This is a genomic window from Pseudomonas sp. D8002 (genome assembly GCF_013385695.1).
Lineage (GTDB): Bacteria > Pseudomonadota > Gammaproteobacteria > Pseudomonadales > Pseudomonadaceae > Aquipseudomonas.
On the sequence record NZ_JACAPM010000018.1, the window covers coordinates 1 to 21634 of the forward strand.

Annotated in this window: 20 protein-coding genes; 5 read left to right on the forward strand and 15 right to left on the reverse strand. The window is 60.9% G+C overall.

The genetic code is table 11. The features are described 5' to 3' along the window. Positions 1–221 precede the first annotated feature (221 nt). On the forward strand, positions 222–2699 hold the full coding sequence (locus tag HX807_RS10680; RefSeq protein WP_177049933.1) for a ligase-associated DNA damage response DEXH box helicase: 2478 nt from the start codon (positions 222–224) through the stop codon (positions 2697–2699). Further along, on the forward strand, positions 2699–3355 hold the full coding sequence (gene pdeM, locus HX807_RS10685) for a ligase-associated DNA damage response endonuclease PdeM (RefSeq protein WP_003219271.1): 657 nt from the start codon (positions 2699–2701) through the stop codon (positions 3353–3355). Before HX807_RS10680 ends, pdeM begins: the two co-directional genes overlap by 1 nt. A 31-nt stretch (positions 3356–3386) precedes the next feature. Here pdeM and HX807_RS10690 read toward each other — a convergent pair whose 3' ends face one another. Next, entirely contained in the window at positions 3387–3590 is a 204-nt protein-coding gene (locus tag HX807_RS10690) for a hypothetical protein (protein WP_003219272.1), read from the reverse strand. A 107-nt stretch (positions 3591–3697) separates the two neighbouring features. Beyond that, complete coding sequence (dcd, locus tag HX807_RS10695; RefSeq protein ID WP_003219273.1) at positions 3698–4264, reverse strand: dCTP deaminase; 567 nt, start codon at positions 4262–4264, stop codon at positions 3698–3700. A 378-nt stretch (positions 4265–4642) separates the two neighbouring features. On the opposite strand from dcd, the gene HX807_RS10700 reads away from it, so the two are divergent. Next, positions 4643–4852 carry a cold-shock protein gene (locus tag HX807_RS10700; RefSeq protein ID WP_002554837.1) on the forward strand — a complete coding sequence of 70 codons (210 nt, stop codon included), beginning with the start codon at positions 4643–4645 and terminating at the stop codon, positions 4850–4852. Between the two features lie 334 nt (positions 4853–5186). Here the strand turns inward: HX807_RS10700 and rpoS are convergent, their stop codons facing one another. From rpoS to HX807_RS10740, 8 genes are all read right to left on the reverse strand, one after another. Further along, positions 5187–6191 carry an RNA polymerase sigma factor RpoS gene (gene rpoS, locus HX807_RS10705; protein ID WP_003219274.1) on the reverse strand — a complete coding sequence of 335 codons (1005 nt, stop codon included), beginning with the start codon at positions 6189–6191 and terminating at the stop codon, positions 5187–5189. Positions 6192–6296: 105 nt separating this feature from the next. After that, positions 6297–7133: a peptidoglycan DD-metalloendopeptidase family protein gene (locus HX807_RS10710; RefSeq protein ID WP_032898924.1), complete on the reverse strand. Its 837-nt coding sequence runs from the start codon at positions 7131–7133 to the stop codon at positions 6297–6299. Positions 7134–7343: 210 nt separating this feature from the next. After that, a complete protein-coding gene (locus HX807_RS10715) occupies positions 7344–7979 on the reverse strand; it encodes a protein-L-isoaspartate(D-aspartate) O-methyltransferase (protein ID WP_010176736.1) in 636 nt (211 codons plus the stop codon). A 41-nt stretch (positions 7980–8020) separates the two neighbouring features. Beyond that, positions 8021–8770, reverse strand: coding sequence for a 5'/3'-nucleotidase SurE (gene surE, locus HX807_RS10720; protein ID WP_003219278.1), 750 nt, complete (start codon positions 8768–8770; stop codon positions 8021–8023). After that, positions 8758–9816 carry a tRNA pseudouridine(13) synthase TruD gene (gene truD, locus HX807_RS10725; protein ID WP_003219280.1) on the reverse strand — a complete coding sequence of 353 codons (1059 nt, stop codon included), beginning with the start codon at positions 9814–9816 and terminating at the stop codon, positions 8758–8760. Before truD ends, surE begins: the two co-directional genes overlap by 13 nt. Then, positions 9813–10286 carry a 2-C-methyl-D-erythritol 2,4-cyclodiphosphate synthase gene (gene ispF, locus HX807_RS10730; RefSeq protein ID WP_003219282.1) on the reverse strand — a complete coding sequence of 158 codons (474 nt, stop codon included), beginning with the start codon at positions 10284–10286 and terminating at the stop codon, positions 9813–9815. The genes truD and ispF overlap by 4 nt, the downstream gene beginning before the upstream one ends. Positions 10287–10340: 54 nt before the next feature. Continuing rightward, complete coding sequence (gene fghA / locus HX807_RS10735) at positions 10341–11186, reverse strand: S-formylglutathione hydrolase (protein WP_003219284.1); 846 nt, start codon at positions 11184–11186, stop codon at positions 10341–10343. A gap of 8 nt (positions 11187–11194) precedes the next feature. Then, on the reverse strand, positions 11195–12307 hold the full coding sequence (locus tag HX807_RS10740) for an S-(hydroxymethyl)glutathione dehydrogenase/class III alcohol dehydrogenase (protein ID WP_003219285.1): 1113 nt from the start codon (positions 12305–12307) through the stop codon (positions 11195–11197). Positions 12308–12416: 109 nt separating this feature from the next. On the opposite strand from HX807_RS10740, the gene HX807_RS10745 reads away from it, so the two are divergent. Both HX807_RS10745 and HX807_RS10750 read left to right on the forward strand, forming a co-directional pair. Further along, positions 12417–13313 carry a LysR substrate-binding domain-containing protein gene (locus HX807_RS10745; protein WP_003219287.1) on the forward strand — a complete coding sequence of 299 codons (897 nt, stop codon included), beginning with the start codon at positions 12417–12419 and terminating at the stop codon, positions 13311–13313. Between the two features lie 69 nt (positions 13314–13382). Beyond that, positions 13383–16421 (forward strand): dermonecrotic toxin domain-containing protein, encoded by a 3039-nt coding sequence (locus tag HX807_RS10750; protein ID WP_177049935.1) that lies wholly within the window; start codon positions 13383–13385, stop codon positions 16419–16421. A gap of 3 nt (positions 16422–16424) precedes the next feature. On the opposite strand, the gene ispD is transcribed toward HX807_RS10750, so the two are convergent. The 5 genes from ispD to HX807_RS10775 form a co-directional block, all read right to left on the reverse strand. Further along, complete coding sequence (ispD, locus tag HX807_RS10755) at positions 16425–17135, reverse strand: 2-C-methyl-D-erythritol 4-phosphate cytidylyltransferase (protein ID WP_177020599.1); 711 nt, start codon at positions 17133–17135, stop codon at positions 16425–16427. Next, a complete protein-coding gene (ftsB, locus tag HX807_RS10760; protein WP_003219292.1) occupies positions 17132–17410 on the reverse strand; it encodes a cell division protein FtsB in 279 nt (92 codons plus the stop codon). Before ftsB ends, ispD begins: the two co-directional genes overlap by 4 nt. Before the next feature lie 171 nt (positions 17411–17581). Next, the gene (gene eno, locus HX807_RS10765) at positions 17582–18871 is read right to left on the reverse strand and encodes a phosphopyruvate hydratase (protein ID WP_003219294.1); all 1290 of its coding nucleotides are present in this window, start codon (positions 18869–18871) and stop codon (positions 17582–17584) included. A gap of 156 nt (positions 18872–19027) precedes the next feature. After that, positions 19028–19873, reverse strand: a complete 846-nt coding sequence (gene kdsA, locus HX807_RS10770; protein ID WP_003219295.1) for a 3-deoxy-8-phosphooctulonate synthase — start codon at positions 19871–19873, stop codon at positions 19028–19030. 5 nt (positions 19874–19878) lie between these two features. Next, on the reverse strand, positions 19879–21510 hold the full coding sequence (locus HX807_RS10775; RefSeq protein ID WP_003219298.1) for a CTP synthase: 1632 nt from the start codon (positions 21508–21510) through the stop codon (positions 19879–19881). Between the last annotated feature and the right edge of the window lie 124 nt (positions 21511–21634).

The window sequence follows — 21634 nt, forward strand, 5'->3', positions numbered from 1 at the left end:
GCCGGAGTGCGGGCATGCCGAGCCTAGGCGAGGCACCGAGTGGTGGGGCAAAGACCTTTTGGTTACTTTTGGGGCGTTTGCCAAAAGTGACCCGCTGTAAGAGCGGAACCATAGGCAGCCGTTACCTAAATAACGGATATACACCCCGCCCCAAAAAAAATCGCAGTTAAACCTTTCCCCCACCCCAAAGGTCTCTGAATTACCCCCCCAGAGCCCCAAGCATGGCCAAATCCCCCAACTTCGCCAAAGACTGGTTCACCGCCAAGGGCTGGAAACCGTTCGCCTTCCAAAAAGACGTATGGCACGCAGTCAAGGAAGGCCAGTCGGGACTGCTCCACGCCAGCACCGGCGCCGGGAAAACCTACGCCCTGTGGTTCGCCGCCCTCAACCGCTTCGCCATCACCGAAACCACACCCCGCAAACGCAAAGCCCCCGCCGAACCGCTGGCCGTCCTGTGGATCACCCCAATGCGCGCCCTGGCCGCCGACACCGCCCGCGCCCTTGAGGCCCCGCTCGAATCACTGAAAATCCCCTGGACCGTCGGCCTGCGCACCGGCGACACCAGCAGCAGCGAACGCGCCCGCCAAACCCGCCGTCTGCCCACCACCCTGATCACCACCCCGGAAAGCCTCACGCTGATGCTCGCCCGCGCCGACAGCCAGCCCAGCCTGTCGCACCTGCGCATGGTGGTAGTGGACGAATGGCACGAACTGATCGGCAACAAACGCGGCGTGCAATTGCAACTGGCCCTCGCCCGCCTGCGGCAATGGCACCCCGACCTGATTGTGTGGGGCATTTCCGCAACCCTGGGTAATCAGGCCCACGCGTTGGAGGTGTTGATCCCACAAGGCGGCGGGATCAACGTCCAAGGCCAAACCACCAAACAGTTGCGAGTGGACACCCTGTTGCCACCGGTTATCGAGCGCTTTCCGTGGGCCGGCCATATCGGCCTGAAAATGCTCCCGCAAGTGGTGGCCGAAGTTGATGCCAGCAGCAGTTGCCTGGTGTTTACCAACACACGGGCACAATCGGAAATCTGGTACCAGGCCCTGCTCGACGCGCGCCCCGACTGGGCCGGAGTGATTGCCCTGCACCACGGCTCGCTGTCCCGGGAAACCCGGGACTGGGTGGAGCGAGCCCTGAAGGAGGGGCAACTGAAGGCCGTGGTGTGTACGTCGAGCCTGGACCTGGGGGTAGATTTCCTGCCGGTGGAACGGGTACTGCAGATTGGCTCCGCCAAGGGCGTAGCCCGGCTGATGCAGCGCGCAGGGCGCTCCGGCCACGCACCGGGCCGGCCTTCGCGGGTCACGCTGGTGCCAACCCACAGCCTGGAAATGGTGGAAGCCGCTGCCGCGCAGGACGCCATCGCTGAACGGCGCATAGAAGCGCGCCAGTCGCCTCACAAGCCGTTGGATGTGCTGGTGCAGCATCTGGTGAGCATGGCGCTGGGCGGCGGCTTTGTGCCGGATGAGCTGCTGGCGGAGGTGCGCACCGCGTGGGCCTATCGTGACCTGAGCGCAGCAGACTGGGCCTGGGCCCTGGGCTTCGTGCGCCATGGTGGCCTGTCGCTGACGGCCTACCCGGATTACCGCCGGGTCGAGCCGGACGAACACGGCATCTGGCGCGTCCCCGACGCACGCCTGGCGCGGCGCCATCGCATGAGCGTGGGTACGATCGTCAGCGACGCCAGCATCCAGCTGAAATTCTGGAGCAAAGGCGGCGGTGGCAAGACCCTGGGCAGTGTCGAGGAAGGCTTTATTGCACGACTGAAGCCAGGGGATGGTTTCCTGTTCGCCGGCCGCTTGCTGGAGTTGGTACGGGTGGAAAACATGACTGCTTATGTGAAGCGCAGCACCGCGAAAAAGGCTGCCGTGCCACGCTGGAACGGCGGGCGCATGCCTCTTTCCAACGAGCTGGCCCAGGCGGTGGTCGAGCGCTTTGATGCGGCTGCCCACGGTCACTATCTCGGCCCGGAGATGCAAGCGGTGCAACCCTTGCTGGAAACCCAGCTGCGCTGGTCCGGACTGCCGACCCGCGATCACTTGCTGGCCGAGGCCCTCAAGTCCCGGGAGGGCTGGCATCTGTTCCTGTATCCGTTTGCCGGGCGCCAGGTGCATCTGGGGCTGGCGAGCCTGCTGGCCTGGCGCGTCAGCCGGCGGCAGGCGGTGACGTTCTCGATTGCGGTCAATGACTATGGGCTGGAACTGCTGAGTGCCACCGAAGTGGATTGGCCTGAGTTATTGGGCGGCGAACTGCTGAGCGCGGATCATCTGCTGGATGACGTGGTAGCCAGCCTGAATGCCGGTGAGCTGGCCCTGCGACGTTTTCGCGAGATCGCGCGGATCGCCGGGCTGGTGTTCGCAGGCTATCCGGGCGCGCCGAAAAGTACGCGTCAGGTCCAGGCTTCCAGCGGTTTGTTCTTTGAGGTATTCAAGCAATATGACCCGCAGAACCTGCTGCTGACCCAGGCCGGGGAAGAAGTCCTGCGGGATGAGCTGGATATTCGTCGCCTGGAAGAGACCTTGCGCCACCTGTCTGGGTTGAAGCTGGACCTGCATCGCATCAAACGGCCTACGCCGTTGGCCTTTCCGCTGCTGGTGGAACGTTTTCGGGAAAGCCTGAGCTCGGAAAAACTCTCGGAGCGGATTGCGCGGATGGTCAAGGATCTGGAAAAAGTCGCCGATAACGGGAAGCCCTGATGCCCGCTCATTACCCGATACATCTGGCGGAAGAAGCGCTGTGGTTGCTGGCGGACAAGGCAGTGTACTGGCCTGCGAGAAAGTGCCTGCTGATCGCCGACGCGCATTTTGGCAAGGCGTCGGCCTATCGCAGCCTGGGCCAGCCAGTGCCACAGGGCACGACGACGGCCAACCTGCAGCGCCTGGACCGGTTGTTGGCGGCTTTCCCCGGCGCGCAGGTGATCTTTCTCGGCGACTTTCTCCACGGGCCCGGCTCTCACGCCAGCGGCACCCTGAACGCCCTGAGAGCCTGGCGTGAGCGTCATGCAGGCGTGGCGCTCACGCTGATTCGCGGCAACCACGACAAACGCGCTGGCGACCCGCCTGGCGATCTGAATATTGAGGTGGTGACCGAACCCTTGCTGATGGGCCCGTTTGCCTTGCAGCACGAGCCCGACGCCCATGCCAGCCACCATGTGCTGGCCGGGCACGTGCATCCGGTGTATCGCCTGCGGGGCAAGGGCCGGCAAAGCTTGCGCCTGCCGTGCTTCCTGATCGGCAACCAAGTCAGCCTGCTACCGGCGTTCGGCGCTTTTACCGGGGGTTATTCAGTGACGCAGGAAGAAGGCAGCCGGATCTTCGTGATCGGAGACCAGGAAGTATGGCCAGTGCGTTGAGCAACTGACCATTGGCGACACGTGCAGGAAATCAGGCCACAGGGGCGGGAGGCGGTTCGTCAGGGAGAGTGGGTTCGCCAGGCTCTTCAGGCTGGTTGGGCCAGGGATCATCGGGACCTGGCTGGCCGGGAATGCCGCCTGCGGCGGGATCGGCCATCAAGGACCAGGCCATCACACCAATCTGGTTGGGTTCAAGCCGGGCGAGTTCGGCGCTGATTCGCGGATCGAGCTTCATAGGGGACTCCTCAAGCGTGGCCCGGCGCGTTGTGCACGCGTCGGGGCAGTACACCCAATAGAGTGCATGCCCGCTGACAAATTCCCTTAGCCTGTAAGACGATTCGATCAAGTGCGTGGGAGCGTGACGCCGCGCTGGCCCTGATACTTGCCGCCACGGTCCTTATAGGACACTTCGCACTCTTCGTCGGATTCGAAGAACAGCATCTGCGCCACGCCTTCGTTGGCGTAGATTTTTGCCGGCAAGGTGGTGGTGTTGGAGAACTCCAGGGTGACGTGCCCTTCCCATTCCGGCTCCAGCGGCGTCACGTTGACGATGATGCCGCAGCGCGCGTAGGTGCTTTTGCCCAGGCAGATAGTCAGGACATTACGCGGGATACGGAAGAATTCGACGGTGCGCGCCAGGGCAAAGGAGTTTGGCGGGATGATGCAGACGTCGCTCTTGACGTCGACGAAGCTTTTTTCGTCGAAGTTTTTCGGATCGACGGTTGCCGAGTTGATGTTGGTGAACACCTTGAACTCATCGGCGCAGCGTACGTCGTAGCCGTAGCTGGAAACCCCGAACGAGATCAGCCGCTCAGCGCCTTCGCCACGCATCTGGCGCTCCACGAAGGGCTCGATCATGCCGTGCTCTTGCGCCATGCGGCGAATCCACTTGTCCGATTTGATGCTCATGGCGGGTGTCCTGAATAGCGAGGTGAAAAAATTCTGTTGGGCATCTTACCGGGGCTGGCCCCGTGGTTCAAAGGGGCGGCTGTTTTTCTTGGCGCCGCGCAGCCCCTGCTGGGCGGGGCGCACCTTCAATCGTGGGGTGTTGGTGCGGTATCAGGGTGCCGCCAGTCACGAAAATAGAGAAACCTTCGGAAATACCATTGGCACGTTCCGGAAAAAGGGTTAAGGTGGCGCCACTGTGCTGCTTGTGTCACTGAGAATCTCTACACGATATGTTGAATTTCGATCCAACCATCTCCAAGAATTTTTCCTGCTCTTTGCACTCAGTCTCGGCCAGGGCTTTTCCTGAGTCGCAGTTAACTTTGTCCAAGGAGATACACCATGTCTAATCGCCAAACTGGTACCGTTAAGTGGTTCAACGATGAAAAAGGCTTCGGCTTCATCACTCCACAATCCGGTGACGACCTGTTCGTTCACTTCAAAGCTATCCAATCCGACGGCTTCAAAAGCCTGAAAGAAGGCCAACAGGTTTCTTTCATCGCTACCCGCGGTCAGAAAGGCATGCAAGCTGAAGAAGTTCAAGTTATCTAACTTGTACTGATTTAGTCGAAAAGCCCCGCCCTCAAAAGCGGGGCTTTTTTGTGCCCGCTCGTTCCTACGCTCTGTGTGGGAATGCCTCTTGTGACGCTCTGCGTCACGCTTTGGGACGCGGAGCGTCCTGGGCTGCATTCCCACGCAGAGCGTGGGAACGAGCAAAGCGGGGCTTTTTTTGTGCTCGGGATTTGCCAATCACACGATGTAATTCCATGCACAAAAAAATGTGGGAGCGGGCTTGCTCGCGAAAGCGGTGAATCAGTCGCCAGATAGGCTGACTGAAACACCGTATTCGCGAGCAAGCCCGCTCCCACATTTCATCCTGCGTCGCTTATTGAAACAACGACTCACTCGACAAGCCATTCTTCTCGAGGATCTCGCGCAAGCGCTTGAGGCCCTCGACCTGGATCTGCCGCACCCGCTCACGGGTCAATCCAATCTCCAGGCCAACATCTTCCAGGGTGCTGCTTTCGTGGCCGCGCAGCCCGAAGCGGCGAATCACCACCTCACGCTGTTTGTCCGTCAGCTCCGAAAGCCACTGGTCGATGCTTTGCGACAGATCGTCGTCCTGCAGCAACTCACATGGGTCCGTAGGACGATCATCGGTCAGGGTGTCCAGCAGGGTTTTATCCGAATCCGGACCCAGCGAGACATCGACGGAAGACACCCGCTCATTGAGACCGAGCATGCGCTTGACCTCTCCCACCGGTTTTTCCAGCAGGTTGGCGATTTCTTCAGGCGAAGGTTCATGATCGAGTTTCTGTGTCAGCTCACGCGCCGCCCGCAGGTAGACGTTGAGCTCCTTGACCACATGGATCGGCAACCGGATCGTACGGGTCTGATTCATGATCGCCCGTTCGATGGTCTGACGAATCCACCAGGTGGCGTAGGTCGAAAAGCGGAAGCCCCGCTCAGGGTCGAACTTTTCCACCGCCCGGATCAGGCCGAGATTGCCTTCCTCGATCAAGTCCAACAGGGACAGCCCACGATTGACGTAGCGTCGGGCGATTTTCACCACCAGTCGCAGGTTGCTTTCAATCATGCGCTTGCGCCCAGCCGGATCGCCCTTTTGCGACAAGCGCGCAAAATGGACTTCTTCTTCGGGAGTGAGCAGAGGGGAAAAGCCGATTTCATTGAGGTACAACTGAGTCGCGTCGAGCGCCCGTGTGTAATCAATGTACTTGTGTTGCTTTAACGCGGTGGAGTTCTTGGATTTGGTGCGAACTGAAGGTACAGCAGGTCCCTCATTCGACATCGATTCCGTATCGATGACAGTCTCCATAAGGAGAACCTCATCGTCGATGTCAAACTCCGGCGCTTCTTTACTGAGAGCCATTGTTATAGTCCTTTGGTGAGTTCGACCTCAAGCTCAAGCGACGCCTTTATCCTTGGCAACGCTGGAGCCTGTTCCTACTACGTGAGGAACAGGCTGTGCAACACATCAACGACGGGGAAGGAATTGCAGCGGATCAACAGGCTTCCCTTGGCGGCGAATCTCAAAGTGCAGTTTCACCCGGTCTGTACCAGTTGACCCCATCTCGGCAATTGTCTGTCCGACTTTGACCTGCTGCCCCTCCCGAACCAACAGCCTGCGGTTGTGACCGTAGGCACTGACGTAGGTATCGCTGTGTTTGATGATGACCAGCTCGCCGTAGCCCCGTAAACCACTCCCGGCGTACACCACTGTCCCATCAGACGCAGCTAAAACAGGCTGTCCCAAATCCCCGGCGATATCAATGCCTTTATTCAAACTACCGTTTGAAGAGAATTTTCCAATAAGGATGCCATTTGAGGGCCATCCCCAGCCGGTCGGTGCGGGCCCCGCCGGCGGCATCGGCGCAGGTGCTGGCTTGCTCGCAACGCTAGGCGCGGCGGTGCCTGCAGGCCGGGTGATGATGGTGGTCTTGCTCGAAGACGACGGCGAAGAAGCCGTGTTTGTGACTACCGCGGTCGGTGTTGAACCGGTTCGTCCATCGAAACGAATGGTCTGACCTGGATGTATCGTGTATGGCACAGGGATGTTGTTACGGGCGGCGAGCGCCTTGTAATCCCAGCCATAACGAAAGGCGATCGAGAACATCGTATCGCCCTTGCGCACGACGTATTGGCCTGTGGTAACGGTAGGTTTCTGCGGTACCGCGTTATTGCGGTCGACCACCCGCGCACCACCGGATGGCGTGCTTGAACAAGCCGCCAGCAAGGAACTCAAGACAAGGCCAATCACCAGTCGCTGAAAGCTTGTTTGACTCATACGCTGTGCAATGACCGTGAGACTCACCCGCCGCTCCCTTTGTGGTGGCTGACTATGAACGCCTGTATCAGGCTTGAAATATGACGCAAGTATAACTGGCCGTTGGGTTTTTACTGGAAACACGATTCTAAAGAAAATTTCATCATGTTTAGCTCCGACGGCTGATGATGTGGACTCAACAGACCCCGCTGTAAGACACATACCCGGCAATAGAATTCAGTACGCAGAAATAATTGATCAGGCCAGCGGACCGTTGAGCAGCGGGACAAAACGCACGGCGCCGAGCACATGCCGGGAAAAGCCCTCTTCCTCGCGAATGATCAACATTAATTGTTGCACTTCGCCGGAGCCCACCGGAATCACCAGGCGCCCGCCGGGAGCCAGTTGATCGAGCAAGGCCTGGGGCACGTCGGTCGCCACCGCGGTGACGATAATGCCGTTGTATGGCGCCAGTGCCGGCCAGCCCTCCCAGCCATCGCCCCAACGGAACACCACGTTGCGCAGGTTCAACTCCACCAGGCGTTCCTTGGCCCGGTCTTGCAACACCTTGATGCGCTCCACGGAAAACACCCGCTCCACCAACTGCGACAACACGGCCGTCTGGTAGCCGGAGCCGGTGCCGATTTCCAGCACCTTGTCCAGCGGGCCCGCCGCCAGCAGCAACTCACTCATCCGCGCCACCATATAGGGCTGGGATATGGTCTGGTTGTGGCCGATGGGCAAGGCTGTGTCTTCATAGGCGCGGTGCGCCAGGGCTTCATCGACAAACAGATGCCGCGGGGTACGCCGGATGACTTCCAGCACCTGGGCATTGGACAGCCCTTCTTCATACAGGCGCTGGATCAATCGCTCGCGGGTGCGCTGGGAGGTCATCCCGATGCCCCGGCGCAGCAGGTCGTCTTGTTCACGAGCCATCAGCGCAGCCCCTCCAGCCAGCCATCGAGGCTACTGAAGGCATCACTGAAGGTGCGATCGAGTTGCAACGGGGTAATCGAGACATAACCTTGCATCACCGCATGAAAGTCCGTGCCCTCGCCACCGTCCTCGGCATCGCCGGCAGCGGCAATCCAGTACCCTTCCCTGCCACGCGGGTCGACCACCTTCAGCGGCGCTGCCGCACGGGCACGGTGGCCGAGGCGGGTCAGCTGGATACCGCGAATGTGGTCCAGGGGCAGATTGGGAATATTGACGTTGAGCACCGTGCGCGGCGGCAGGACCAGGGTGTCATGGGCCTCCACCAGCTTGCGGGCGAAATACGCCGCAGTCGCCAGGTTGTCCAGTTGACGGGACGCAAACGAAAAAGCGAACGAGGTCCGACCGAGGAAGCGCCCTTCAAGGGCTGCCGCCACCGTACCGGAATACAGCACGTCGTCACCCAGGTTGGCGCCCAGGTTGATCCCGGAAACCACCAGGTCCGGCTCGCGGTCCAGCAGGCTGTTGATCGCCAGATGCACGCAGTCGGTCGGCGTGCCATTCACGCTGATAAAGCCGTTGGGCAACGTCTGTGTATGCAACGGACGGTCGAGCGTCAGCGAGCTGCTGGCGCCGCTTTTGTCCTGGTCCGGGGCAACCACCACGCACTCGGCGTAATCCGCCAGCGCAGCATGAAGCGCGGCAAGGCCGGGTGCAGTGACCCCGTCGTCGTTAGATATCAGAATACGCATGGGCTGTCCGTCTGCCCCACCGGCACCAGATCTACAAGCTCGCGCACCAAGACAGTGGCGAAGCATCCAGCCGGCAGGACGAATTCCAATTGCAGAATGTCAGGTTCGGGATAATGCCACGTCAACCCGCCAATGGGCAGTCGAAGAATGCGACGTTCCTGGCTCATGCCGGCATTCACCAGCCAATCCCGCAGTTCGGCTTCACCGTCGGCAATCGCCTGTTCCAGCGCGAAGGTTGCTCCCGCCGCCGGCGAATCACCTTCGCCCCACTGCGGGCCGGTGGGATGCAGGTCGAGGATTGCCAGGCGCGGGTCGCTGCATTCAGCCTCCCCCGCCGGGAAAAAGCTGCGGCTGTCGGTAAACGCCAGCAAGTCACCGACCTGGGCGCGCTGCCAGGAACCGTCGGCCACCCGCGCCGCCAGCACTTTATTGAACAGGAAGCTGCGGGCCGTCGAGAGCAGGCGCGAACGCACATTGCGCTGCTCCGGCAAGGCCTTGCGCGCCGCCCAGTCACGGGCATCGACGACGTTGCCGCCGTTATGGCCGAAACGCTGGGCGCCGAAATAGTTGGGAATGCCTTGCCGGGCGATCAGTTGCAGGCGGGCGTCGATGGCCGCCGCATCCCCGGCAAACTGGGTCAGGCGCAAGGTAAAGCCGTTGGCCGAATGCGCGCCGCGCTGCAGCTTGCGCTTGTGACGGCCGGTCTTGAGGATCTTCAGGGTGTCGTTTTCAGCCGCGCTCAGGTCCGGGTCCGCCTTGCCCGGCAACTGCACGCTGAACCACTGGCGGGTCAGCGCCTGGCGGTCCTTGAGCCCGGCGTAGCTGACGGTACGCAACGGCACGCCCGCCGCCTTGGCAATCCGCCGCGCCGCCTCTTCGGTATTCAGGCCGCGCTTTTCCACCCACAACCACAGGTGTTCACCCTCGCCGGTCAGCGGGATATCCAGCACTTCATCCACCTGGAAGTCTTCAGCGGTGGCCTTTAGAACAGCGCTGCCCAAGGCCTCGCCATAGGCACGCGGGCCCAGCAGTTGCAGATCATTCATGCGCGCAGCAACAAGGCAACGGAGTGCACGGCAATGCCCTCTTCGCGACCGGTAAACCCGAGCTTTTCGGTGGTGGTGGCTTTTACGTTCACTTGATCCAACTCAACTTGAAGATCCGCGGCAATCAGCGCGCGCATCGTTTCGATATGCGGGGCCATCTTGGGCGCCTGGGCGACGATGGTGTTGTCGACGTTGCCGACCTTCCAGCCCTTGGCATGGATCAAGCCGACCACGTGACGCAACAGCACACGGCTGTCCGCGCCCTTGAAGGTCGGGTCGGTGTCCGGAAAGTGCTTGCCGATGTCGCCCAACGCGGCTGCGCCGAGCAAGGCATCGCTCAAGGCATGCAGCACCACGTCGCCGTCGGAATGAGCCAGCAACCCGTGGTGGTGCGCGATCCGCACGCCGCCCAGGGTGATGAAATCGCCTTCGGCGAAACGGTGCACATCATAGCCGTGGCCAATACGCATAAAAAAACGCCCCGATTTAATTCAGGGCGTGATTCTACCTACTTTTGCCTCACATTAACCGAGCAAAGCGCGCGCGTGATGGCGTAAATGGTCTTCGATGAAGCTGGCGATAAAGAAGTAGCTGTGGTCATAGCCCGGTTGCAGGCGCAGCTCCAGCGGATGGTTCGCCGCCCTGGCCGCCTGTTGCAACGCTTCAGGCTTGAGCTGCACCGCGAGGAAATCGTCGCGGTCGCCCTGGTCCACCAGCAATGGCAGCTTTTCCGAGGCTTCGCTGATCAACACGCAGGCATCCCATTCGCGCCATTTCGAGCGCTCTTCGCCCAGGTAGCGGGAGAATGCCTTCTGGCCCCACGGGCAATCCATCGGGTTGTTGATCGGCGAGAACGCCGACACCGACTGATAACGCCCCGGGTTGCGCAAGGCACACACCAGCGCGCCGTGGCCGCCCATGGAGTGGCCGCTGATCCCGCGTTTGGCCGACGCCGGGAAATGCGCCTCGACCAATGCAGGCAACTCCTGCACCACGTAGTCATGCATCCGATAGTGCTGGGCCCAGGGCTCCTGGGTGGCGTTCAGGTAGAAACCGGCGCCCAGGCCAAAGTCCCAGGCGTTGTCCGGATCACCCGGCACACCGGGGCCGCGCGGGCTGGTGTCCGGCGCAACAATGATCAACCCCAGCTCGGCTGCCATGCGTTGCGCGCCGGCCTTCTGCATGAAGTTCTCATCGGTGCAGGTCAGGCCCGATAGCCAGTACAGCACCGGCAATTTGCCGCCCTGCTCCGCTTGCGGCGGCAGGTACACGGCGAAGGTCATGTCGCAACCCAGCACGTCGGAATGATGCTTGTAGCGTTTATGCCAGCCGCCGAAGCTTTTCTGGCACGACAGGTTTTCCAGACTCATGGCCGACCTCAGAAGTGAATGACGGTGCGGATGCTCTTGCCTTCATGCATCAGGTCAAACGCCTTGTTGATATCTTCCAGGCCCATGGTGTGGGTGATGAACGTATCCAGCGGGATTTCACCGGTCTGGGCCATTTCCACATAGCTTGGCAACTCGCTGCGACCGCGCACGCCGCCGAACGCCGAACCGCGCCAGACGCGGCCGGTGACCAGCTGGAACGGACGGGTAGCAATTTCCTGGCCGGCGCCGGCCACGCCGATGATCACCGACTCGCCCCAACCTTTGTGGCAGCACTCAAGGGCCGCACGCATCAGTTGGACATTGCCGATGCACTCGAAGGAAAAGTCGACGCCGCCGTCGGTCAAATCGACGATCACGTCCTGGATCGGGCGGTCGTAGTCTTTCGGGTTGATGCAGTCGGTGGCACCCAGCTGCCTGGCGATTTCAAACTTGGCCGGGTTGATGTCGATGGCAATGATGCGGCCGGCCTTGGCTTTCACCGCGCCGATCACCGCCGACAGGCCGATGCCGCCCAGGCCGAAGATGGCCACGGTGTCGCCTGGCTTGACCTTGGCGGTGTTGATCACTGCACCGATACCGGTGGTGACACCACAGCCCAGCAGGCAGACTTTTTCCAGCGGCGCTTCTTTGGGAATCTTCGCCACGGAGATTTCCGGCAGCACGGTGTATTCGGAGAAGGTCGAAGTGCCCATGTAGTGGAAAATCGGCTGGCCCTTGTAGGAAAAGCGCGAAGTACCGTCGGGCATCAGGCCTTTGCCCTGGGTGGCGCGAATCGCCTGGCAGAGGTTGGTCTTGCCCGACAGGCAGAATTTGCACTTGCCGCATTCCGGGGTGTACAGAGGGATCACGTGGTCGCCCACCGCCACCGAGGTCACGCCTTCGCCGATGGCTTCAACCACGGCGCCGCCTTCGTGGCCGAGGATCGACGGGAAAATGCCTTCCGGGTCCGCGCCCGACAGGGTGTAGGCATCGGTATGGCACACACCGGACGCCACCACCCGCAACAGCACCTCGCCCGCCTTGGGCATGGCCACATCCACTTCAACGATCTCGAGGGGTTTCTTGGCTTCGAAGGCTACGGCCGCGCGGGACTTGATCATCCGGTTTCTCCATCGGGTTAAAAACGTAAGGCCGGCAGTGTAAAACATGCTCATCTGATTAATAATCCAGACAAAAGCAAAACATTATTGCCGTACAGGGACAATCAGCATGCTGGAAAACCGCTGGGAGGGCATCGACGAGTTCGTCGCCGTGGCCGAATGCAGCCAATTCACCGCGGCCGCCGAGCGCCTGGGCGTGTCGTCGTCCCATATCAGCCGCCAGGTCGCGCGACTGGAAGAGCGCCTGCAAACACGCTTGCTGTATCGCAGCACGCGCAAGGTGACACTGACCGAAGCCGGCCAGACCTTCCTGCAACATTGCCAGCGATTGCAGGACGGTCGCGAAGAAGCCTTGCGCGCCGTGGGCGACCTGGCCAGCGAGCCCAAGGGAATGTTGCGCATGACCTGCGCAGTGGCTTACGGCGAGCGTTTTATCGTGCCGCTGGTGACGCGGTTCATGGCGCTTTATCCGCAATTGCGCGTGGACGTGGAGTTGACCAACCGCCAGCTGGACCTGGTGCACGAAGGCCTGGACCTGGCGATTCGCCTCGGGCGCCTGGCGGATTCGCGCATGGTTGCCAGCCGCCTCGCGCCGCGGCGTATGTACCTGTGCGCGTCACCGTCCTACCTGGCCAGGTACGGGCGGCCACATAGCTTGTCGGAGTTAAGCCGGCATAACTGCCTGATCGGCAGCTCGGATATTTGGCAACTGGCCCAGGACGGGCGCGAATTTTCCCAGCGTGTACAGGGAAACTGGCGCTGCAACAGCGGGCAAGCGGTGCTGGATGCGGCCCTGCAAGGTGTCGGTCTTTGCCAGTTGCCGGACTATTACGTGCTGGAGCATTTGCACAGCGGCGCACTGGTGTCGTTACTCGAAGCCCATCAACCGCCCAACACCGCGGTTTGGGCGCTGTACCCGCAACAACGCCACCTTTCGCCCAAGGTGCGAAAACTGGTGGACTTTCTCAAGGAGGGCCTGGGCAACCATCCCGTCTACCTGCGATAGACAGCTACCGCCCATGCAGCGCCTGAGTGCCGGTAAATAGCCTTTTTTACTGCGTAACCAGGCACCCCCATGATAACCAACGGCCCGCAACTCCAGCGCATCAGTCATTTCGTTCGCAAGGTCCTGGCGGATTTCCCCGTACCTTCGCAAATCGCCGCCCAGTTGATCCGCGAGCGGGTACAGCCCCTCAGCCAGGTCGAGTTCGACCCGGATACCACCCTCCTCGCCACCCTCGAATACAACACCGACAATCCCAATGCGGCCTTCACCGCCGTGGTGATCCAGTCGATGTCGCTGACCGAGGCCATGGTCTGCAATGCGCCCCAGCCCCCGGGCGGCATGCTCAATACCACCGGGTTTTCCACCACTGCACCTTATTTCAATATTGTCAGCGAGCTGCCGCGCTTGATGGATAACCGGATTCCGGCAATGTTCAACGAAGAGTTCATCGTCTCGGGCTGGATCCCGCCAAGGCGTTATGAGGCGCTGTATCTGCAAAGCCAGCCCCAGGTTTACGACCCGAGCACGCAGCTGCAGATTTCACCAAAAACCTTCAGGCACATCGTTAACTCAAGCCATTTCGAACAAACCTACGACGAGGCGATCGGCAAGTTCTGGAACAGCCACCGGGAAAACTACAACACCCTGATGCGCATCGCGTTCACCAAAGCCTATCTGGAACAGTTCCATGAGTTCACCCTGACCGTGGCAGAGAGACAGCTGGCGGCACGGGCGGCGGGAATCGGCATCGACAAGAACCACGACAACCTCACCCTGGAGGATTTCCAGGAGCCCTATCGCCTCGACCCAAACCTGTCCCTGCGGCTATTGCGCGTTCACAACAGCGAATCCACCGACATCCTGACCATCACCGATAACCAAAGCCAGGTGACCCTGCTCTATATCCCGGGCAACTCCTCGCCCTTCCATGGGTTCAATAACCCGGCAGACATGCGCAGTTGGCTGGTGGAAACGGCAAGGGACGCCACTCAACGCAAGGCGCTGACCCAACACTTCGACGAGGACGCCATCGACTCCGGCCTGATCTACAGCGGCGTGGAGGAGGCACTGGTGGGGATGGCGGTGTTTCCGAAGCCGGCAACCTCCCCGGGGTTGTTCAACAGCCTGCGGGCCGATAACTACTGGGATCCCGAGCAGTACATCAATAACCCGATGTATCCGGCACTGGGCAGTAACCCGTTTGAGTTCATCGCCCGGCAGATCAGGGTACGCCTTGCAAAAGTAGCGGCGCGAAGCTTTATTTCGCCCCTGGATACGCTCAAGGCCGACACCTTGGATGCCCTGGAAAAAGCCTGCATCCTGGCGATTCCCGTGGCACTGGCCATGGGCAACGCGCTATTGGCGGAATTTTGCTTCCTGACCTCCGGCGCGACTGAAATGGTGGTGGGTGCCGACGACCTGCTGCGCGGCAAACCCCACGCGAAGGAGCGCATTGTATTCGGCGCCCTTAACGCGCTGCCGGTGGTCGCCCATGGCGTGTCCAAGGGGCTCAAGGGCCTCGAAAGCCTGCGCCCCACCCTGGGCCCGGCAGTACGCCAGGATGCGGGCCGGATCAGCGTCAGCGCCATCAACGAAACCTCCATGGCGGCCAACACCGAGACGCGCACCCTGAGCCCACGGATGACTCCCGGCGGCCTGCAGACCATCCGGATTCACGGCGACCTGTACCTGACCTACAAGACCCCCAATGAATCAGGCTTCTTCGAACTGTTCGTAATGGCTCCCAACGCGCCAAACACGCTGCAATCCACCGGCCTGTATGCCATCCAGAGCGCCGACCTGAAGTGGCGCACGGCCGGGCTGGCCGGCGGAGGCGCATTTCGCAATGCCTGGCAAAGGGTCTACACGCTGTTCGGCGGCCCGCAACACTCGACGTTCTACAGTGCCTACGAGATGCCACCCCCCGCACGCGAGACCGTTTCGGAGATGCTCACCGACACCAGTTCGTTTTCGGAAAACCTTGAACCCGTGGGCAGCGGTGCCCAGCCGGTGAAAGACACCCGCAAGTTGTTTTTCGAGAAAAGAACCAAGCTGTCTGAAGATGCCACGATATTCTTTGCCAACTTGTCGTTTTCACCGATGCGGCCGGTGCTTCCAAGGCTCAGCCTGAATGAATCGCAGCCGACCATCATTCAAAAACTGCTGCACGCCAGCGACGGCCTGGTGATCGGCGAAAGCCATGGAGCCCTGTCGAGCAAGGCGTTCCTGATCAACAACATGCCGCTGTTGGCCAGCGAGGGGGTCAAACGCCTCTATTTCGAGCATCTGCTGACGGATGTACACATGCCCTTGCTCAAGGCGTTCTACCGTACCCGAAGCGCGGTGATGCCCGAGGAACTCAAGGGCTTCCTCAACAACATCTACCCGCCGTTGCGCGACCGGCACTACTCGTTCGTCAACATCGTCACCGCAGCCCGTGACGCCGGGATCAAAATCCAGCCGATCGACTGCACTGTCAGCTACATGCTGCGCGACCTGCCCGACACCGCCGACAACTTGCGCCAGCGCATGATGAACTTCTACGCCACCGAGGTGATTCAATGGATCCAGACCACCAAGCCGCGCCCGGGAAAATGGGTCGCACTGGTGGGTGACAGCCATACCAATACCTACAAAGGGATTCCGGGGATCGCCGAACTCACCGGCAGCATCGGCCTGCGGATCGAGGATGCAGCGGCTGGCGGGCACCTCGGCGTCGAAGTGGACACGGGACGCACCGCCAGCCTGGGCATCGGCAAGGGTGAGGGAACGGTCAAGGCCAACCTGGTCCTGCGGGTGGACCGCGCCAGCTTGCAACGCCCGGCGCAACCGGCGCCCGGCCCCTCCCAGCCCCAGGCCAGGACGCCACAGACGCTGCTGACCAAGCCAGGCCAGTTCATGCTGACCCCGGCCACCGTCACGACACCGGCACACCTTCACTACCGTTCACGGCGAGGCGACGTACGCCATTTCAGGATCGATCAACAGGGCAGCCGATACGCCATCAGCGCGCCCGGTTGGGCCGTGGACGGCAAACCGTTCGACAGCATTCAGGCGCTGGTGGATGAGTTCAAGACCCCGGCCGGGGTTGAACAGATGACGGTGTGACCGTCAGGAAGACTGGAAAGTCCGACGCTGGCGCAGCCATTCAAGGTCTTCCGGGCGGGTGACCTTGAGGTTGTCGGAACGGCCTTCGATCAGGCGAGGCGCATGCCCGGCCCATTCCATGGCCGAGGCTTCGTCGGTGATGACCACGTCCGAGACCAGGCTGTCGGCCAAGGCCCGGTGCAGCGCGCCAAGGTGGAACATCTGCGGGGTGTAGGCCTGCCAGATCGGCGTGCGATCAACCGTTTCCAACACGCGCCCGTGCTTGTCGGCGCGCTTGAGGGTGTCCCGCGCCGGCACGGCCAGCAGCCCACCCACGCTGTCGTCGGCCAGTTCAAAGAGCAACTTGTCCAGGTCATCGCGGCTGAGGTTCGGCCGGGCGGCGTCATGCACCAGCACCCAATCGTCATCGCTCGCGCCCTGGCCGTGCAGGTAAAGCAAGGCATTGAGGACCGAACCCGAGCGCTCTTCGCCGCCGTCAACGCGCACAATGCGTGGGTCGGCGGCGCAAGCCAGGGTCGGCCAGTAAGGGTCATCCATCGCAACGCTGACCACCAGCCCCTTGAGGCCCGGATGATCGAGGAAACAGCCAAGGCTGTGTTCGAGAATAGTGCGCCCACCCAATTGCAAGTACTGCTTGGGACGGTCCGCGGCCATACGGGCACCCACGCCCGCGGCAGGAATCACGGCCCAGAAGGCCGGTGACGAAATGCTCATTGGGCCAACTGGTAGAGGGTTTCGCCCTCCTTGACCATGCCCAACTCATGGCGAGCCCGCTCTTCAACGGTCTCCATGCCTTTCTTCAATTCAAGTACTTCGGCATCGAGCACGCGATTGCGCTCCAGCAACACCTCGTTTTCGGCGTGCTGTGCGGCAATTTGCTGGGTCAGTTCGGTGACCTGCGCCAAGCTGCCATTCCCCACCCAAAGGCGGTACTGCAGGCCAGCCAGCAGCAAGAGCAAGACGAGGAACAACCAATTGGGACTGCGCATCGAATATCGGGTATCCAGTGAAAAAAGACAGCCATGCAAAACTTTTGCAGCAACTGATAGCACGAAGCCTGGAAAAACCAGGCTTGTGCTTGTTAGTCATGAGATTAGCGCCGAAATTCACGCTGCCGTGATTTTTCCGACGTAATCCGCTGACCTTTTACCATTTAACAATCAGCCGCGAAACTCGCTGCGACCGTTGTACTTGGCTTTGCCGCCCAGTTGCTCTTCGATACGCAGCAATTGGTTGTACTTGGAAACGCGATCGGAACGGCACAGGGAACCGGTCTTGATCTGCCCAGCCGAAGTGCCCACGGCCAGGTCGGCAATGGTCGAGTCTTCGGTTTCGCCGGAGCGGTGGGAGATCACGGCGGTGTAGCCCGCAGCCTTGGCCATCTGGATGGCTTCCAGGGTTTCGGTCAGGGTGCCGATCTGGTTGAACTTGATCAGGATCGAGTTGGCGATCTTTTTATCGATGCCTTCTTTCAGGATCTTGGTGTTGGTCACGAACAGGTCGTCGCCCACCAGCTGGATCTTCTCGCCGATCTTGTCGGTCAACACTTTCCAGCCAGCCCAGTCGGACTCGTCCAGGCCGTCTTCGATCGAGATGATCGGGTAGCGCTCGGTCAGGCCCTTGAGGTAGTCAGCAAAACCTTCCGAGGTGAACACGTGGCCTTCGCCGGACAGGTTGTACTTGCCGTCTTCGTAGAATTCGCTGGCCGCGCAGTCCAGGGCCAGGGTCACGTCGGTGCCCAGCTTGTAGCCAGCGTTGGCCACGGCTTCGGAGATCACTTTCAGTGCGTCTTCGTTGGACGCCAGGTTCGGCGCAAAACCACCTTCGTCACCCACTGCAGTGCTCAGGCCACGGGCCTTCAGCACAGCCTTGAGGTGATGGAAAATCTCGGTGCCCATGCGCAGGCCTTCGGAGAAGGTCTTGGCGCCAACCGGCTGCACCATGAATTCCTGGATGTCGACGTTGTTATCAGCGTGCTCGCCACCGTTGATGATGTTCATCATCGGAACCGGCATCGAGTAGACACCCGGAGTGCCGTTCAGGTTGGCGATGTGGGCGTACAGCGGCAGGTCCTGGTCCTGTGCAGCGGCCTTGGCAGCGGCCAGGGACACGGCGAGGATGGCGTTGGCGCCCAGGCTGCCTTTGTTTTCGGTACCGTCGAGCTTGATCATCGCGTGATCGAGGGCTTTCTGGTCAAGTGGATCCTTGCCCAGCAGCAGGTCGCGGATCGGGCCATTGATGTTGGCCACCGCCTTGAGTACACCCTTGCCCAGGTAACGGCTCTTGTCGCCATCACGCAGTTCCAGTGCTTCGCGGGAACCTGTGGAAGCACCGGACGGCGCGCAGGCGCTGCCGATGATGCCGTTATCGAGAAGCACGTCGGCTTCGACGGTAGGGTTGCCACGGGAGTCGAGAACTTCACGACCTTTGATGTCGACGATTTTTGCCATTGTTGTAAACACTCCAAAGTTGACGAAAACGACGCAGCTGAAGGAAATCTTTTGACCGACCGCAAGGGTGGAACAACGGGCAGGCTTGCAGGCGACAAGGCTCAGGCCCGTGGGCCTGAGCGTAAAGCGAGGGAAAGTCTACCGGAGAAATGGCGCTTACGCGGTCTCTACCGTCGGAAAACTCTTGACCAGGTCGTCCAACTGCTTCAACTGGGCCAGGAATGGCTCCAGCTTGTCCAGGCGCAGGGCGCATGGGCCGTCGCACTTGGCGTTGTCCGGGTCCGGGTGGGCTTCCAGGAACAAACCTGCCAGGGACTGGCTGATGCCGGCCTTGGCCAGGTCCAGTACCTGGGCACGGCGCCCGCCAGCGGAATCGGCGCGACCACCGGGCATTTGCAGCGCGTGGGTCACGTCGAAGAACACTGGGTATTCGAACTGTTTCATGATGCCGAAACCGAGCATGTCCACCACGAGGTTGTTGTAGCCGAAGCTCGAACCACGCTCGCAGAGGATCAACTGGTCGTTACCCGCTTCCACGCACTTGTTCAGGATATGTTTCATTTCCTGAGGCGCGAGGAACTGGGCTTTCTTGATATTGATCACAGCGCCGGTCTTGGCCATCGCGACCACGAGGTCGGTCTGGCGCGACAGGAAGGCCGGCAACTGGATGATGTCGCACACCTCGGCAACCACGGCTGCCTGCTCAGGCTCGTGGACGTCGGTGATGATCGGCACGCCGAAGGCTTGCTTGATGTCCTGGAAGATCCGCATGCCTTCTTCAAGGCCCGGGCCGCGGTAGGAAGTCACGGACGAACGGTTGGCCTTGTCGAAGCTGGCCTTGAACACGTAGGGGATACCGAGTTTCTCGGTCACCTTCACGTACTCTTCACAGACCTGCATCGCCATGTCGCGGCTTTCCAGCACGTTCATGCCGCCGAACAGCACCATGGGCTTGTCGTTGGCAATCTCGATGTCGCCTACGCGAATGATCTTCTGGGCCATCAGGTTTACGCCTTCTTCTGATGTTGCGTCAGTGCTGCTTTAACGAAGCCGCTGAACAACGGGTGACCGTCGCGCGGGGTCGAGGTGAACTCCGGGTGGAACTGGCAAGCCACGAACCATGGATGATCCGGTGCTTCAACCACTTCAACCAGCGCGCCATCACCGGAACGACCGGAGATTTTCAGGCCGGCTTCCATGATTTTCGGCAGCAGGTTGTTGTTCACTTCGTAGCGGTGACGGTGACGCTCGACAATCACGTCCTTGCCGTAGCAATCGTGAACCAGGGACCCCGGCTCCAGCAGGCAATCCTGCGCGCCGAGGCGCATGGTGCCGCCCAGGTCGGAGGCTTCGGTACGGGTTTCGACGGCGCCGGTGGCATCTTCCCACTCGGTGATCAGGCCCACGACCGGATGACCGCTGGTGCGATCGAACTCGGTGGAGTTGGCGTCTTTCCAGCCCATCACGTTACGGGCGAACTCGATGACCGCCACTTGCATGCCCAGGCAGATCCCCAGGTACGGCACCTTGTTCTCACGAGCGTACTGGACGGCAGTGATCTTGCCTTCCACGCCACGCAGACCGAAGCCGCCCGGAACCAGGATGGCGTCAACGCCTTCCAGCAGCGCGGTGCCCTGGTTCTCGATGTCTTCGGAGTCGATGTAGCGCAGGTTGACCTTGGTACGGTTGCTGATGCCCGCGTGGCTCATCGCCTCGATCAGCGACTTGTAGGCGTCCAGCAGCTCCATGTACTTGCCGACCATGGCGATGGTGACTTCATGCTCAGGGTTGAGCTTGGCGTCGACCACGGCTTCCCACTCGGACAGATCGGCGCCGCCACATTGCAGGCCGAAGCGCTCGACGACAAAATCATCCAGGCCCTGGGAATGCAGGATGCCCGGGATCTTGTAGATGGTGTCGGCGTCTTCCAGGGCGATTACCGCACGTTCTTCAACGTTGGTGAACTGGGCGATCTTGCGACGGGACGCGATGTCGATCGCGTGGTCGGAGCGGCACACCAGCACGTCCGGCTGCAGGCCGATGGAACGCAGTTCCTTGACCGAGTGCTGGGTAGGCTTGGTTTTGGTTTCGCCGGCGGTGGCGATGTACGGCACCAGCGTCAGGTGCATCAGCATCGCGCGCTTGGCGCCGACTTCGAAACGCAACTGGCGGATGGCTTCGAGGAACGGTTGGGATTCGATGTCACCCACGGTGCCACCGATCTCGACCATCGCCACGTCGGCATCGCCTGCACCCTTGATGATGCGGCGCTTGATTTCGTCGGTGATGTGCGGGATCACCTGGATGGTTGCACCCAGGTAGTCACCACGGCGCTCCTTGCGCAGCACGTGCTCGTAGACACGGCCGGTGGTGAAGTTGTTGTTCTGGGTCATGGTCGTGCGGATGAACCGCTCGTAGTGGCCCAGGTCCAGGTCGGTCTCGGCGCCGTCGTGGGTGACGAACACTTCACCGTGCTGGAACGGGCTCATGGTGCCCGGGTCAACGTTGATGTACGGGTCCAGCTTGAGCATGGTGACCTTAAGTCCCCGCGCCTCCAGGATGGCCGCCAATGAAGCGGAGGCAATGCCTTTCCCCAATGAAGAAACAACACCGCCCGTGACGAATATGTAGCGCGTCATGAAAAACCCTAGAAGTCTGCGTTAAAGCGGTCCGAGCCGCCGGGGAAAGCGAAGGAAGGCCGAAGCCCCCGATCACCTGCATTAATCACAGTGCACCTTTCAAAAAAACCGCCGCGTTGTGACA

Coding starts and splice junctions, on each gene's coding strand:
- HX807_RS10680 (WP_177049933.1), top strand. CDS start 222: ATGGCCAAATCCCCCAACTTCGCCAAAGACTGGTTCACCGCCAAGGGC.
- pdeM (WP_003219271.1), top strand. CDS start 2,699: ATGCCCGCTCATTACCCGATACATCTGGCGGAAGAAGCGCTGTGGTTG.
- HX807_RS10690 (WP_003219272.1), bottom strand. CDS start 3,590: ATGAAGCTCGATCCGCGAATCAGCGCCGAACTCGCCCGGCTTGAACCC.
- dcd (WP_003219273.1), bottom strand. CDS start 4,264: ATGAGCATCAAATCGGACAAGTGGATTCGCCGCATGGCGCAAGAGCAC.
- HX807_RS10700 (WP_002554837.1), top strand. CDS start 4,643: ATGTCTAATCGCCAAACTGGTACCGTTAAGTGGTTCAACGATGAAAAA.
- rpoS (WP_003219274.1), bottom strand. CDS start 6,191: ATGGCTCTCAGTAAAGAAGCGCCGGAGTTTGACATCGACGATGAGGTT.
- HX807_RS10715 (WP_010176736.1), bottom strand. CDS start 7,979: ATGACCTCCCAGCGCACCCGCGAGCGATTGATCCAGCGCCTGTATGAA.
- surE (WP_003219278.1), bottom strand. CDS start 8,770: ATGCGTATTCTGATATCTAACGACGACGGGGTCACTGCACCCGGCCTT.
- truD (WP_003219280.1), bottom strand. CDS start 9,816: ATGAATGATCTGCAACTGCTGGGCCCGCGTGCCTATGGCGAGGCCTTG.
- ispF (WP_003219282.1), bottom strand. CDS start 10,286: ATGCGTATTGGCCACGGCTATGATGTGCACCGTTTCGCCGAAGGCGAT.
- fghA (WP_003219284.1), bottom strand. CDS start 11,186: ATGAGTCTGGAAAACCTGTCGTGCCAGAAAAGCTTCGGCGGCTGGCAT.
- HX807_RS10740 (WP_003219285.1), bottom strand. CDS start 12,307: ATGATCAAGTCCCGCGCGGCCGTAGCCTTCGAAGCCAAGAAACCCCTC.
- HX807_RS10745 (WP_003219287.1), top strand. CDS start 12,417: ATGCTGGAAAACCGCTGGGAGGGCATCGACGAGTTCGTCGCCGTGGCC.
- HX807_RS10750 (WP_177049935.1), top strand. CDS start 13,383: ATGATAACCAACGGCCCGCAACTCCAGCGCATCAGTCATTTCGTTCGC.
- ispD (WP_177020599.1), bottom strand. CDS start 17,135: ATGAGCATTTCGTCACCGGCCTTCTGGGCCGTGATTCCTGCCGCGGGC.
- ftsB (WP_003219292.1), bottom strand. CDS start 17,410: ATGCGCAGTCCCAATTGGTTGTTCCTCGTCTTGCTCTTGCTGCTGGCT.
- eno (WP_003219294.1), bottom strand. CDS start 18,871: ATGGCAAAAATCGTCGACATCAAAGGTCGTGAAGTTCTCGACTCCCGT.
- kdsA (WP_003219295.1), bottom strand. CDS start 19,873: ATGGCCCAGAAGATCATTCGCGTAGGCGACATCGAGATTGCCAACGAC.
- HX807_RS10775 (WP_003219298.1), bottom strand. CDS start 21,510: ATGACGCGCTACATATTCGTCACGGGCGGTGTTGTTTCTTCATTGGGG.